Annotated in this window: 11 protein-coding genes; 2 read left to right on the top strand and 9 right to left on the bottom strand. The window is 69.2% G+C overall.

What is annotated here, in order from left to right; translation table 11 throughout:
- Position 1: 1 nt before the first annotated feature.
- On the bottom strand, positions 2–2,395 hold the full coding sequence (locus LVY72_RS01000; RefSeq protein ID WP_237817586.1) for a Tex family protein: 2,394 nt from the start codon (positions 2,393–2,395) through the stop codon (positions 2–4).
- Positions 2,396–2,400: 5 nt separating this feature from the next.
- Entirely contained in the window at positions 2,401–2,724 is a 324-nt protein-coding gene (locus LVY72_RS00995) for a hypothetical protein (protein WP_237817585.1), read from the bottom strand.
- Between the two features lie 160 nt (positions 2,725–2,884).
- On the opposite strand from LVY72_RS00995, the gene LVY72_RS00990 reads away from it, so the two are divergent.
- Positions 2,885–4,282, top strand: coding sequence for an MFS transporter (locus LVY72_RS00990; RefSeq protein ID WP_237817584.1), 1,398 nt, complete (start codon positions 2,885–2,887; stop codon positions 4,280–4,282).
- Between the two features lie 103 nt (positions 4,283–4,385).
- Here LVY72_RS00990 and LVY72_RS00985 read toward each other — a convergent pair whose 3' ends face one another.
- The 6 genes from LVY72_RS00985 to LVY72_RS00960 form a co-directional block, all read right to left on the bottom strand.
- Positions 4,386–4,652, bottom strand: coding sequence for a GlsB/YeaQ/YmgE family stress response membrane protein (locus LVY72_RS00985; RefSeq protein WP_237817583.1), 267 nt, complete (start codon positions 4,650–4,652; stop codon positions 4,386–4,388).
- A gap of 208 nt (positions 4,653–4,860) precedes the next feature.
- Complete coding sequence (locus LVY72_RS00980; protein ID WP_237817582.1) at positions 4,861–6,630, bottom strand: acetyl/propionyl/methylcrotonyl-CoA carboxylase subunit alpha; 1,770 nt, start codon at positions 6,628–6,630, stop codon at positions 4,861–4,863.
- 124 nt (positions 6,631–6,754) lie between these two features.
- Positions 6,755–7,678 carry a cytochrome b/b6 domain-containing protein gene (locus LVY72_RS00975; RefSeq protein WP_237817581.1) on the bottom strand — a complete coding sequence of 308 codons (924 nt, stop codon included), beginning with the start codon at positions 7,676–7,678 and terminating at the stop codon, positions 6,755–6,757.
- Position 7,679: 1 nt separating this feature from the next.
- The gene (locus LVY72_RS00970; RefSeq protein WP_237817580.1) at positions 7,680–8,321 is read right to left on the bottom strand and encodes a Maf family protein; all 642 of its coding nucleotides are present in this window, start codon (positions 8,319–8,321) and stop codon (positions 7,680–7,682) included.
- A gap of 472 nt (positions 8,322–8,793) precedes the next feature.
- The gene (locus tag LVY72_RS00965) at positions 8,794–10,200 is read right to left on the bottom strand and encodes a dicarboxylate/amino acid:cation symporter (protein WP_237817579.1); all 1,407 of its coding nucleotides are present in this window, start codon (positions 10,198–10,200) and stop codon (positions 8,794–8,796) included.
- 194 nt (positions 10,201–10,394) lie between these two features.
- Complete coding sequence (locus LVY72_RS00960) at positions 10,395–12,110, bottom strand: DUF885 domain-containing protein (protein ID WP_237817578.1); 1,716 nt, start codon at positions 12,108–12,110, stop codon at positions 10,395–10,397.
- A 105-nt stretch (positions 12,111–12,215) separates the two neighbouring features.
- On the opposite strand from LVY72_RS00960, the gene LVY72_RS00955 reads away from it, so the two are divergent.
- The gene (locus LVY72_RS00955; protein ID WP_237817577.1) at positions 12,216–13,367 is read left to right on the top strand and encodes a serpin family protein; all 1,152 of its coding nucleotides are present in this window, start codon (positions 12,216–12,218) and stop codon (positions 13,365–13,367) included.
- 26 nt (positions 13,368–13,393) lie between these two features.
- Here the strand turns inward: LVY72_RS00955 and LVY72_RS00950 are convergent, their stop codons facing one another.
- Positions 13,394–13,624 (bottom strand): acyl-CoA carboxylase subunit epsilon, encoded by a 231-nt coding sequence (locus LVY72_RS00950; RefSeq protein WP_237817576.1) that lies wholly within the window; start codon positions 13,622–13,624, stop codon positions 13,394–13,396.
- Positions 13,625–13,649: the final 25 nt, after the last annotated feature.

Below are 13,649 nucleotides of genomic sequence, written 5' to 3'. Positions count from 1 at the left end.
GCTACTTGCCCAGGCCGGCCCGGCGCAGGGCCTCGGCCATGGCGGTGTTGGCCGGAGCCGGGGCGGGCCTGCCGTCCCGCCCGCGGTCCCGGGACGGCTTTGGCTGCCGGGCCGGCGCCTCGGCGCGGGGCCGGGACACCCCGCGCTCCCGGCCGGCGGCCCCGCCGGCCGGCGCGGCGTCGTCGTCCAGCCGCAGGGTCAGCGAGATGCGTTGGCGTTCGGGATCCGCCTCGAGGACCTTGACCTTGACCACCTGGCCGGACTTCACCACCTCGCGCGGGTCCGAGACGAACTTGTTGGACATGGCCGAAATATGCACCAGCCCGTCCTGATGGACGCCGACGTCCACGAAGGCGCCGAAGGCAGCCACGTTGGTGACGGTGCCCTCGAGCACCATCCCCGGGACCAGGTCGGAGATCTTCTCCACGCCCTCGGAGAACGACGCCGTGGTGAAGCTGGGGCGCGGATCCCGCCCGGGTTTTTCCAATTCGGCCATGATGTCACGCACCGTCGGCACCCCGAAGGTCTCGTCGACGAAGGCCTGCGGGTCCAGGGCGGACAGTGAGCCCGCCGCACCCAGCCCTTGCCGTACATCCGCGGGACCGGCCGCGGCCAGGATCCGGCGGGCCACGCCGTAGGCTTCCGGGTGGACGCTGGAGGCGTCCAGCGGTTCGGCACCGCCGGTGATGCGCAGGAAGCCGGCGCACTGTTCAAAGGCCTTGGCGCCCAGCCGGGGCACCTTCTTCAGATCGGCACGTTTGGCAAACGGGCCGTGCTCGTTGCGGTAGGCGACAATGTTCTCGCTCAGCAGCGGACCGACGCCGGCCACGCGCGCCAGCAGGGACGGGGACGCGGTGTTCACATCCACGCCCACGGCGTTGACGCAGTCCTCGACCACCGCATCCAGCGACCGCTCCAGCTTGGCTGCGGTGACATCGTGCTGGTACTGGCCCACACCGATGGATTTCGGGTCGATCTTGACCAGTTCGGCCAGCGGGTCCTGCAGCCGGCGGGCGATCGACACCGCACCGCGCAGCGAGACGTCCAGTTCGGGCAGTTCGGCCGAGGCCAGCGCCGAGGCGGAGTAGACCGAAGCGCCCGCCTCGGAGACCACCAGCTTCTGTACTTTCCGCTGGCCGCCGAGCAGCCGGATCAGTTCGGTGGCCAGTTTGTCCGTTTCCCGCGACGCGGTGCCGTTGCCGATCGCGATCAGTTCGACGCCGTGCCGCTCGACCAGGCGCGCCAGCGTGGCCAGGGACTCGTCCCAGCGGCGGGCCGGGGCATGCGGGTAGACCGTGTCCGTGGCCACCACCTTGCCGGTGCCGTCCACGACGGCGACCTTCACCCCGGTGCGCAGCCCGGGATCGAGCCCCAGCGTGGCCCGGTTGCCGGCCGGGGCCGCCAGCAGCACATCGCGCAGGTTGGCGGCGAAGATCCGCACCGCCTCATCCTCGGCGTCGGCGAACATACGCACGCGCAGGTCGATGGCGAGCTTGACCAGGATCCGGCGCCAGCCCAGCTGGGCGGTCTGGTACAGCCAGGCGTCCGCCGGCCGGCCCTGGTTGGCCACGCCCAGGCGGGCGGCGACGGCGTTCTCGTAGCCGGTGCGGGCGGCCTTGAACTCGTCGGTGTCGGCAGGGTCGGCCTCGGCGATGGCCAGGTCCAGCACGCCTTCCTTCTCGCCGCGCAGCAGGGCGAGCACCCGGTGGGAGGGCAGTCCGTCCGGGACCTGGCCGAAGTCGAAGTAGTCGGCGAACTTCTGGCCCTCGGCCTCCTTGCCTTCGTGCACGCGGGCCTTGACCAGGCCCCTGCCCCAGAGCCGCTCGCGCAGGTCGCTGACCAGGTCCGCGTCCTGGCTGAGGCCTTCGACCAGGATGGCGCGGGCGCCGGCGAGGGCGGCCGCGGCATCGGGGACCTCGCGGGCCGGATCCAAGTACCTGGCGGCCTCGGTTTCCGGGTCCAGCGACGGATTGGCCAGCAACGATTCGGCCAGCGGCTCCAGGCCTGCCTCCCGGGCGGCCTGGGCCTTGGTGCGGCGCTTGGACTTGAACGGCAGGTAGATGTCTTCCAGGCGCGCCTTGGTCTCCGCGGCGTTGATGCTGGCTTCGAGCTCGGCGGTCAGTTTTCCCTGCTCGGCGACGCTGTCCAGCACGGCGCGGCGGCGGTCTTCGAGTTCGCGCAGGTAGCGCAGGCGTTCCTCCAGCTCGCGCAGCTGGGCATCGTCCAGCGTGCCGGTGGCTTCCTTGCGGTACCGGGCGACGAACGGTACCGTGGCCCCGCCGTCGAGCAGTTCCACTGCCGCCTTGACCTGCCAGGCGGCGACGCCGAGCTCGGCGGCCAGCTGCGCGTAGATGCGGGCATTGATTGCGGTGGAAGCGGCGGTAGCGTCAGTCACCCGATCTATTTTGCCGCATCGTGACGTGCCGCGGGGGGACCATTGCCCGGTCCGCCGTCCGTGCCGTCCGCGGGATAGTAGAAGCCGTAGTCATCGTAGGGGTCCCGCCAGGCGGACTCGTCCCGGCTGATTCGCCGCACCGCCTGCGCCGGCACCCAGTCGGTACGCATGGCGCCGTCCCGGTCCACCCACTTGACCTGCACCTCGGTGCGCGTCCAGGCGATGGCCTTGCCGTCCACGGTGTCCCGGCCGATCCGGGCCCTGACATAGGGCTCGCGCCCGTAGGGTTCCCGCGTGACGCGCGCTGGACCACCATTCATGGCAGCCATCGTCCCACCTCCCGCTGACGGGTTGCGCTGCTTATAGCAGGAATGTCCAGATAGTGGAACCGATGTCCGGATGTTGGTAAGTAAGCACTACAATTGACCGAATCTTCCATTCGCCGGACCGGGCGCGAGCCTGCCTCCGGCACGTCGAAAGCCGAATTCCATGTCTAAATCCACACCGCTTGCCAAGAGTCCAACGGCACCGGTGAACACCCGCGGCCGCGTCATCTTCGCCAGCCTCATCGGCACCACGATCGAGTTCTACGACTTCTACGCGTACGCAACAGCGTCGGTGCTGGTTTTCCCCGCGCTGTTCTTCCCGAACGCGACCAACATCAACGCGATCCTGAGCGCCTTCGCGATTTTCGGCGTCGCCTTCGTTGCGCGTCCGGTCGGTTCGGTGATCTTTGGCCACTACGGTGACAAGCTCGGCCGCAAGGGCACGCTGGTTGCCTCGCTGCTGACCATGGGTATCGCCACCTTCCTCATCGGCTTCCTGCCGCCGGCCACCGGGTCCTTCGTGGTGCTGGCCCCGCTGATGCTGGTGCTGCTGCGTTTTGCCCAGGGCCTGGCCCTCGGCGGTGAATGGTCCGGGGCGGCGCTGCTGGCCACCGAGAATGCCCCCGCCAACAAGCGGGCCATCTACGGCACCTTCCCGCAGCTGGGTGCGCCGATCGGATTCATCATCGCCAACCTGATCTTCGTCGGGCTGCAGCTGGGCCTGACCCCCGAGCAGTTCATGGCCTGGGGCTGGCGGGTGCCGTTCGTCCTCTCGGCCATCATGGTCGCGGTGGGCCTGTGGGTGCGCCTGAAGCTGGTCGAGTCCATGTCCTTCCAGAAGGTCGTCGAACAGCACAAGGTCGAGAAGTCCCCGTTCAAGGCGACTATGAAGAAGCACTGGCGCCCCGTCGTGGCCGGCACCTTCATCATGCTGGCCACCTATGTGCTCTTCTACCTGACCACCTCGTTCACCCTGACCTACGGCACCGCCCCGGCCACGGTGGAGCAGGCCGCGGCAGCGGCCGAAGCCAAGGGCAAGGCCTTTGATCCGGCGACCTTCGTGCCCGGCCTGGGCATCGAGCGGCCCGAGTTCCTCACCATGCTGATCATCGGCGTGATCTTCTTCGGCATCTTCACCGTGCTGTCCGGCCCGCTGGCCGAGAAGTTCGGCCGGCGCAAGTTCCTGATCTGGGTGACGCTGGGGATCCTGGTCTTCGGCGCCGCCTGGACGCTGATGTTCGGTCCGGGCAAGGGCGCGGCCATGGTCGGCCTGATTGTCGGCTTTGCGCTGATGGGCCTGACCTTCGGTCCGATGGCCTCCATCCTGCCGGAACTGTTCCCGGCGAACGTGCGCTACACCGGCTCCGCCGTGGCCTACAACCTCTCCTCGGTGCTGGGTGCGGCTCCGGCCTCCTTCGTGGCCATCGCCTTGTGGCAGGCCGGCGGCGGCAACACCGTCTGGGTCGGCGTGTACCTGGCCCTGGCCGCCGTGCTGACCCTGGTGGCGCTGTTCATGACCGCCGAGACGCGCGACAAGGACTACGAGAACAACGTAGCCTGAGGCTCCGGCCCCGCGGCAGCAGAAGGGCGGCACCCGTTTCGGGTGCCGCCCTTTTTGCTGAGCTTGTTCCGGACGCCGCAGGGCAACGGAAGCCAGGCCGGAGTTAGTGTGCGTGCCGGCTGCGGGTGAAGAAGCCCCAGATCAGCAGGACGACAATTGAGCCGATGATGGCCACGATCCAGGTCTGGAAGCTCCAGAAATTCTCCAGGCCGACGCCGAAGACAGCGCTGCCGACCCAGCCGCCCAGCAGGGCGCCGATGACGCCGAGGACCATGGTGGCGATCCAGCCGCCGGCCTGGTCGCCGGGAAGGATCAGCTTCGCGATGGCGCCTGCGATGAGTCCGAGAATAAGAAATGCAATGAAACCCATGATGCACAGCTCCTTTTCAATGGCGTTGCTTCTGCCGGCCGGTTCCTGTGGATTCCTCCTCGAGTGATGGCTAACGGACCAACCGGTTGTAACAAAGCATACTTAGTAACGCTCCGATGGCTAGCCACGACTCTGTTAATACTAGGTAACGGAAAGGCCCCGCGGCCAGTGCTGCGGGGCCTTTCCGGCCATTTTGGGAAGCGGAAAATCAGTCGGCAATCACTGCCAGCACGGTGCCGGCAGTGACGGTGTCGCCGGGTTTGGCGCTCAGCCCCGACACGGTTCCAGCCTTGTGGGCCGTCAGCGGCTGTTCCATCTTCATCGCTTCGAGCACGACGACGAGATCACCTTCGGCGACCGTGTCGCCGTCGCTGACGGCGACCTTCACGATCGTGCCCTGCATCGGCGAGGTCAGGTCGTCGCCGCCGGCTGCCGTGCCGGCCTGCGGGCCGCGGCCGCGCTGGCGCTTGGGCTTGCCGTTGGGCCGTGCCGTTACGGCGGCACCGAGCCCGGCGGGCAGCACCACCTCCAGGCGCTTGCCGCCGACCTCCACGGTCACCCGCTGGCGATCGGCGTCGTCGGCGGGTGCGCTCAGGTCCGCGGTGTCGAAGGCCGGGATGTCGTTGACGAACCCGGTTTCGATCCAGCGTGTGTGCACCTTGAACGGACCTTCCGCGGGGGCGAAGTCCGGATCGGTGACCACGGCCCGGTGGAACGGGAGCACGGTGGGCATGCCGCCGATCTCCATCTCGTCCAGGGCGCGCCGGGCCCGTTCCAGGGCCTGCTTGCGGCTGCTGCCGGTCACGATGAGTTTGGCCAGCATCGAGTCGAAGTTGCCGCCCACTGCCTCGCCGGCCTCGATGCCCGAGTCCACCCGGACGCCGGGGCCCGCCGGCAGCCTGAGCGTCTGGACGGTGCCCGGGGCGGGCATGAAGTTGCGGCCGGGGTCCTCGCCGTTGATCCGGAACTCGATGGAGTGTCCGCGCAGTTCCGGGTCCGGGTAGCCAAGCTCCTCGCCCCGGGCCAGGCGGAACTGCTCGCGGACCAGGTCCAGTCCGGAGACTTCCTCGGAGACGGGGTGCTCGACCTGCAGCCGCGTGTTGACCTCCAGGAAGGAGATGGTGCCGTCCTGGCCGACCAGGAATTCGCAGGTGCCCGCACCCTCGTAGCCGGCCTCCCGCAGGATGGCCTTTGAAGCGGCGTACAGCCGGTGGTTCTGCTCCTCGCTCAGGAACGGGGCAGGGGCCTCCTCGACCAGCTTCTGGTTCCGCCGCTGCAGCGAGCAGTCGCGGGTCGAGACGACCACTACATTGCCGTGGGCGTCGGCCAGGCACTGTGTTTCCACGTGCCGCGGGGCGTCCAGGAAACGCTCGACGAAGCACTCGCCCCGGCCGAATGCCGCGGTCGCCTCGCGGACGGCGGACTCGTACGCCTCGGGGATCTCCTCCCGGCCGCGGACCACCTTGATGCCGCGTCCGCCGCCGCCGTAGGCGGCCTTGATGGCCAGTGGCAGGCCGTGGGCGTCCGCGAAGTCCAGCACTTCCTGCACGTCCCGGACCGGATCGGCGGTACCCGGGACCAGCGGGGCTCCGACCTTCTCCGCGATGTGCCGGGCCTGGACCTTGTCGCCGAGTTGGGCGATGGCTTCCGGCGGCGGGCCGATCCAGACCAGCCCGGCCTCGATGACCTTGGCCGCGAACTCGGCGTTCTCGGACAGGAAGCCGTAGCCCGGATGGACCGCGTCGGCGCCGGCGGCCTCGGCCACCTGCAGCAGCTTGTCCATCACCAGGTAGGATTCGGCGGCGGTGCTGCCGCCGAGGGCGAATGCCTCGTCGGCCAGGCGCACATGCAGCGCATCCCGGTCCGGTTCGGCGTAGACGGCTACTGAGGCGATACCTTCATCGCGGGCGGCGCGGATTACGCGGACCGCAATTTCACCTCGGTTGGCAATCAGTACCTTGGTGATGCGCTTGGTCATTCTTTGGCTCCTTCTATCCCAAGGGAGCGTAGCGTGGATTTGTGGTTTTCGCCTATTAACGGCACGGTTGCCGGGCCCACGGTGCCGGATTTTTGTAGGTGTCCTACAACGCGGACGCCGGTGACTACCGTGAGACCTTGCCCATCAGGCTGGCGACGGGCCGCAGGAAGAGCGGCCGGGCCAGCACCCAGGCCGCGGCCATGACGGCCACGGAGGCGGCGAAGAGCCAGAAGCCGAGCCAGCCGCCGTCGTCGCGGGCCGCATACATGTGGTTCAGGTTCCGCAGCGCCCCGGTGGCAAAGACCAGGAAGACGTGCACGGCGGTGAAGGCCACGAAGTAGAGCATCACCGGGAGGTGGACCGCCCGGGCGGCCTCCATCGGGAAGGCGCGGTTGAGCCCTGCTGCGTCCTTGGGCCAGGCCGCGGACATCCGCAGGCCGGAGAGGATGGCCAGCGGTGCCGCAATGAACACCGTGGCGAAGTAGGCCAGCAGCTGCAGGGCGTTGTAGTTCACCCAGCCGTTCTCCACCGGCCAGTCCAGCGAGGCGTACTGCAGGGCGGTGGAGAGCGCGTTCGGGACAACGTCCCAGCTGGTCGGCACAATCCGCATCCACTGCCCGGTGGCCAGCAGCAGGACAATGAAGATGGCCCCGTTGAGTACCCAGAGCGCGTCCAGGCACAGGTGGAACCACAGGTCCAAACTGATTTTCTGCGGCGGGTTCCTGGTCCGCAGCAGGCCCTGGTTGTTCCGCGTCCAGTACCCCTGCGGCCGGGTGGTGGTCCGCACCTGCCAGCCGGAGCGGACAATCAGCACGAGGAAGAAGGCGTTCAGGAAGTGCTGCCAGCCCAACCAGGCCGGCAGTCCTTGCGGTGCCTGGGCCGGCAGCGGGGCATAGCCGGGATACTGGAGCACGAATTCCTGGACGCCGGGCAGCGTCCGGAGCCACTTGGCCAGCAGCACCAGGGCCAGTAGGGCGGCGACGACGGCGGCCGCGGCGGCGGCGCGCCGGGGCCAGCTGCCTGCGGCCGGTTTCCTGGTCGCGGGCATCCTACCGCTCCCAGAGGTCGGTGATCTGCACGTGGGCACTGGCCAGCAGCTTGCGCAGGGTGGAGACGGAGAGTCCGATCACGGCGTGCGGATCGCCGTCGACGCGCTCGATGAAGGCTCCGCCCCGGGCATCGATGGTGAAGGACCCGGCCACCTGCAGCGGCTCGCCGGTGGCGATGTAGGCGTCGATTTCCGCGTCGGTCAGCTGGGCGAAGAACACCCCGGCCGAGGCCACGGCGCCGATGGTGGCCCCCGAGCCCGCCCCGTCCTCGGGATCGGTGTCGCGGCAGTCCACCAGCCAGTGGCCGGTATGCAGCACGCCGTGCCGTCCGCTCATCCGCCGGATGCGCTCCCGGGCTACTTCCGCTTCATACGGCTTGCCGTGCGGTTCGCCGTCGAGTTCGAAGACCGAATCGCAACCGAGCACCAAGGCGCCGTCGGCCTCCGGCAGGGCGGCCACCGCCTCGGCCTTGGCCCGGGCCAGCAGCAGGGCGGTGTCATGCGGGTCGGTCAGGCCGTACCGGGCGGTGACGGCGTCCTCGTCCACGTCCGAGACCAGCACCGTGTGGGCGATGCGTGCGTCCGTCAGGAGCTTGGTGCGGGCGGGGGAGGCGGAGGCAAGGATCAGGCGCAGTTCAGTCACGGAACACAAGCGTAGCGGTCGGGTGCCGAAACCGGCGGGCCGGCGGCACGGGTCTCCGGTGTCCGATCGTCTTCGGGATTCGGGCGGTGCGGCGGCGTGTCGGTACCGCTGCGGGGCGGCAGCCGGGCCAAGGCCGGACACGACGGCACACGTCCGCAGCGGCGGGGCCGGCCGGGGCGCGCCGTGGGGTCCGGAGGCTTCGCCGTGGCCGAGTTGTGACCTGCCGGTAATGAAAAGATGATTTGTCAACAAGGTTGCCGGCGCGCCGTACTATTATCCGGGGAATGTCCTGCTGGATTGGTGGTCCCAGCCAAGTCCACGCACCCGGCAGGACGCAAGGTCGGTGCACCGTTGGGGGATGCATCGGCCTTGTCCCTTTAAGCCCCGGACCTGCCTTGCCTCGGAAATACGTACCCTGCCTTAAAGGCGGTGGCCCCGGCGGCAACGCCGGGGCCACGGTGGGGAAGGGGCCTCAGGCGCGCGCGCCAGCCAGCTCCGCGTCGTCGGCGGCCGCTGCGTCGGCCACGGCGTCATCCGCGAAGGGGTCGCTGGTCCGGTGCGCATTGTAGAGCGAGGTATCCAGGATGCCCTGCCGTTTGGCCACAATGGTGGGGATCAGCGTCTGCCCGGCCACATTAACCGCGGTGCGGCCCATGTCCAGGATCGGGTCGATGGCCAGCAGCAGTCCCACACCCTCCAGCGGCAGGCCCAAGGTGGACAGCGTCAGGGTCAGCATGACGGTGGCACCGGTGGTGCCGGCGGTGGCCGCCGAGCCCAGCACCGAAACGATGACGATCAGCAGGTAGTCCACAAAGTCCAACTGGATGCCGAAGAACTGCGCCACGAAGATCGCGGCCACGGCCGGGTAGATGGAAGCGCAGCCGTCCATCTTGGTGGTCGAGCCCAGCGGCACGGCGAACGAGGCGTAGGCCCGGGGGACGCCGAGATTGCGTTCGGTCACGCGCTGGGTCAGCGGCAGGGTGCCCATCGAGGACCGGGAGACGAAAGCCAGCTGGATCGCCGGCCAGGCCCCCGAGAACCACTGCCGGACGGACAGGCCGTGGGACTTGGCCAGCACCGGGTAGACCACGAACAGCACCAGGGCGAGGCCGGCGTAGATGGAGACGGTGAACATACCCAGGGACCCGATGGTGTTCCAGCCGTAGGTGGCCACCGCCTTGCCGATCAGGCCGATGGTACCGATCGGGGCAATGCGGATGATCCACCACAGCACCTTCTGGATGACGGCCAGCGCGGAGGCGTTCAGGGCCAGGAAGGGCTCGGCCGGCTTGCCCAGCTTCAATGCGGCGATGCCGACGGCGATGGCTATGACCAGGATCTGCAGCACGTTGAAGCCCACGGTGGTGGTCAGCGCACCGGTGTCCGCCGTCTTGGTGGCGGCCTCGAGGCCGAGGAAATTGGACGGGATGAGGCCGGTCAGGAAGGCCCACCAATCGCCGGTCTTGCCGCTGAACCCGGCCGGCTCGGTGGGGGTGTCCGTGGCGCCCGGCTGCAGCGCGACGCCGAGGCCGATGCCGATCAGCACGCTGATGAAGGCGGTGATGGCAAACCAGAGCAGGGTCTGCCAGGCCAGCCGGGCGGCGTTCGACACCGCACGCAGGTTCGCGACGGAGCTGACGACGGCGGTGAAGATCAGCGGAGCGACGGCGGCTTTGAGCAGCGAGACATAGCTGGCGCCAATGGTGGTCAGGGTCTGGGTCAGCCAGTTGGCCTGTCCCTCGGCGGGTTCGCCGAGGGATTTGGCCCAGAGGCCGAGGATGAGGCCGGCGACGAGCGCGGCGATGATCTGGGCGCCGAAGGAGCGGGCCCAGCCGGGCAGCTTCCTGCCGGCGCGGGGTGCGGTGTTGGCTGTAGTCACTGAAAGACCGTAGGTTTGGCTTGTAACAGATCCAAGCCAGTATTGAGAAATGTTTCACCCGCGAGGTCCTGGTGATGGCCGGACGCCGGGGTGCGGCGGCTGAAAACCGGCGCCAATCCGAGGGTCCCGGGAATTATTCCCGGCCGGAGTGTGACGAACTGCCCATTGATGGGCGGATGTCTCGGGGGAGCGTCCTACGCTCCGAGCAGTGCGCGCCGCAGCGTGTCCAGTCCGACCGAGCCGAGGTTCAGCGCGGTGGTATGGAAAGCCTTGATGTCGAACGCATCGCCCTCGCGGCGGCGCAGTTCGTCCCGGATCTGTTCCCAGAGGCGCTGGCCCAGCTTGTAGGAAGGTGCCTGGCCCGGCCAGCCAAGGTAGCGGGTGAACTCGAAGTTGAGCTGGCCTTCGCTGATGGCGATGTTCCGGCGCAGGAACTCGTAACCCTTGTCCGGCGTCCAGGCGCCCGTACCCCAGCGGGCGGGTACCTCGAGTTCCAGATGCACCCCGATGTCGAACACCACGCGGGCGGCGCGCATCCGCTGCGCGTCCAGCATGCCCATCCGGTCCCCGGGATCGGCGAGGAAGCCCAGTTCGTCCATCAGCCGCTCGGCATAGAGCGCCCAGCCTTCGCCGTGGCCGGACACCCAGCAGATATTGCGGCGCCAGTCGTTCAGCAGGCCGCGGCGGTAGATGGCCGTCGCAACCTGCAGGTGGTGCCCCGGCACGCCCTCGTGATAGACGGTGGTGGTTTCCTTCCAGGTCGAAAAGGAGTCCTCGCCCTCGGGCACCGACCACCACATGCGGCCGGGCCGGGAGAAGTCTTCGGACGGGCCGGTGTAGTAGATGCCGCCCTCGTGCGTCGGGGCGATCCGGCATTCGAGCCGGCGCATGGGTTCGTGGATCTCGAAGTGCGTGCCGCCCAAGGCCTCGACGGCGGCATCGGAGAGCTCCTGCATCCAGGCCCTGAGCGCCTCGGTGCCGTGCAGCCTGCGGGACTCGTCTGCGTCCAGCAGCGCCATCGCCGCCTCGACGCCGGCGCCCGGGCGGATCTGCTGCGCCACGGACTCCTGCTCGGCGATGATCCGGTCCAGTTCCTCGACGCCCCACCGGTAGGTTTCCTCAAGGTCGACGGCGGCGCCGAGGAACTGCCGGGACATCAGGGCATAGCGTTCGCGTCCCACCGCGTCCTTGTCCGGCGCGGCCGGCAGCAATTCGTCGCGCAGGAAGGCTGCCAGCGCCTGGTAGCCTTCCGCCGCGGTCCGGGCCGCGGCGGCGAGCGTCCCGCGCAGCTGGCGGGGCAGTTCGCCGTCCGCCGCGCGGGCGCCGGCGGCGAAGGCATGGAAGTAGCCGTCGTCGGCCGCATAGGCGGTGGTCTGCTCGATGACGGCCCGGGCCTGGCGGGCCGCGGCTACCAGGCCGCGGTTCCGGCCTTCGCGCAGGGACGCGATGTAGCCGTCGATGGCGGCGGGGAGGTTGGTCATCCGGCCGGCGATGTGCTCCCAGTTTTCGACGGTGTCGGTAGGCATCAGGTCGAAGACCGCGCGGATACCCTGGGCCGGCGAGGCAATGTTGTTCAGCTCGGCCAGGTCCCAGCCGGTGCCGTGGATCTGGAGCTCAAGGTCCAGCCGCTCACGCATGGCGTCCACGGTGACCCGGTCCACGGCGTCGGCCGGTTCCAGCCCGTCCAGCCGCTCCAAGGTCCGCCGGGCGGCCGCGGCCAGGGCCTCGGCGCCGGCAGGGGAGTAGTCGTCGTACTCCGTTTCGTGGCCCGGAACACCCAAACTGGTGGCGAGCGTGGGGCTGAGCTCCAGCAGCCGCTGCGCGTAGTCGTTGGCGGCGTCGTCGATGGCCGAGGGCAGCCGGTCCGTGGCAGCTGTGCCGGGCGTGGTCTGAGTTGGCTGGTTGCTCACGCGACGAGCCTACCGGGATTCCGCTGCGGCAGTAACTGTCCGCAGCGGCCGGTAGCTTGGGTCCCGTGTCCCGGCAGGCGGGACCCGGGGGCCTAAGGGGGACGCATGGCGGGACAGATGGCGAGCGGGAGCAGGACGGCAGCGCCGGTCGAACGGCTGCGGCGAACGGCCTGGCGGTTGGGGGCGGCGCTGCTGGGCAGTGCCCCGGACGGCAACCAGGTGGCCAGCCCCGCCGGACTGCTGGCGGGGCTGGCGATGCTGCGGGCCGGCGCGGGGTCCGGGACCGCGGCCGAGCTGGATGCCGTACTCGGTTTCCCGCTGGAGCACCGGGACGAGGCCATGGGCGCCCTGCTGGCCCAGTGGGCGGAGTACGACGGGGACCCGGCCTGTGCCGGTGCGGACCAGCCGCCGCAGCGGCCGGTGCTGCATCTGGCTAACGCGATCTTCGCCGCCCGCGGCCTGCCCGTCGGCACAGGATTCCTCGAAACCCTGGCCGCCCACTTTGGCTGCCAGGTCCGGCAGGTCGAATTCGGCACCCCCGCCGCCCGGGCGGCTCTGGATGGCTGGGTACGGGAGCATAGCGGCGGCCGGATCGGACAGGCACCGTTGGAGCTGGACGCCGGCACCTCCTTGAGCCTGCTGAACGTGCTCACCTTCGCCGCGGCTTGGGCGGAGCCCTTTGAGCCGGCCGAGGACGCCGATCCGTTCACCCTGGCCGACGGCACGAAGGCCTCCGTCCCCATGATGTTCGGGCTGCGGACTCTCAGCTATGCGGCCGGTCCGGGCTGGCGGGCCGTGGAGCTGCCCTACACCGAGGGCTTCCTGATGCGGCTGGTCCTGCCGGCCCGGGGCCGCCCGGTCTTCGACGCCGCGCAGCTGGCGGAGATCGAAGACCGCCTGGCAGCCGCTCCGGCCGTCCTGGTGGCGCTGGGGCTGCCCAAGTGGGAGCACCAGTGTTCGCTGGACCTGATGCCGGTGCTGGCCGGTCTCGGCCTGGCCGAAACCTTCGGGCCGCGCCCGGACTTCGAAGCCATCCACGAGGATGCCGAGATCGCCTCCGCCGCCCAAGCCGTGAACATCACGGTGGCCGAGGAAGGCACGGTAGCCGCGGCGGTGACTCAGTTCGCCATGATCTGCGGTTCGCCGCCGGGACCGGAGGTCGAACTGGTCTTCGACCGGCCGTTCCTGTACCAGATCATCCACGAAGGCACCGGCATGCCGCTGTTCCTGGGTACGGTAATGGACCCGCGCGGCTGAGCGCGGGCCACCGGATAACAGGCCGGCTAACGGAAGGTGTGCCGCCAGGCTCCCGGGCCGAACGGTATCACCGGACGCAACAGCTCCCGGCGGCGCGGGCTGCGGCGCCGCGGCCGGCCGGTGGCGGGCTCCTGACCGTCGTCGGCCGGCTGCAGGGCGAGGACAACGGCGGTGAGCGCGGCCAGTTCTTCCGGCGTCGGATTGCCCCTGGCCACCGTCAGCAGCGGCGCCTGTGCGGTCTCTGGATCTGAATACACTCGTTCCTCGTTACTTTCCTCGTTG

Origin of the sequence: Arthrobacter hankyongi (genome assembly GCF_022012395.1) — a bacterium.
Classification (GTDB): domain Bacteria; phylum Actinomycetota; class Actinomycetes; order Actinomycetales; family Micrococcaceae; genus Crystallibacter; species Crystallibacter hankyongi.
This window is presented reverse-complemented; position numbering and strand designations above follow the sequence as displayed.

Coding starts and splice junctions, on each gene's coding strand:
- LVY72_RS00995 (WP_237817585.1), bottom strand. CDS start 2,724: ATGGCTGCCATGAATGGTGGTCCAGCGCGCGTCACGCGGGAACCCTAC.
- LVY72_RS00980 (WP_237817582.1), bottom strand. CDS start 6,630: ATGACCAAGCGCATCACCAAGGTACTGATTGCCAACCGAGGTGAAATT.
- LVY72_RS00955 (WP_237817577.1), top strand. CDS start 12,216: ATGGCGGGACAGATGGCGAGCGGGAGCAGGACGGCAGCGCCGGTCGAA.
- LVY72_RS00985 (WP_237817583.1), bottom strand. CDS start 4,652: ATGGGTTTCATTGCATTTCTTATTCTCGGACTCATCGCAGGCGCCATC.
- LVY72_RS00990 (WP_237817584.1), top strand. CDS start 2,885: ATGTCTAAATCCACACCGCTTGCCAAGAGTCCAACGGCACCGGTGAAC.
- LVY72_RS00975 (WP_237817581.1), bottom strand. CDS start 7,678: ATGCCCGCGACCAGGAAACCGGCCGCAGGCAGCTGGCCCCGGCGCGCC.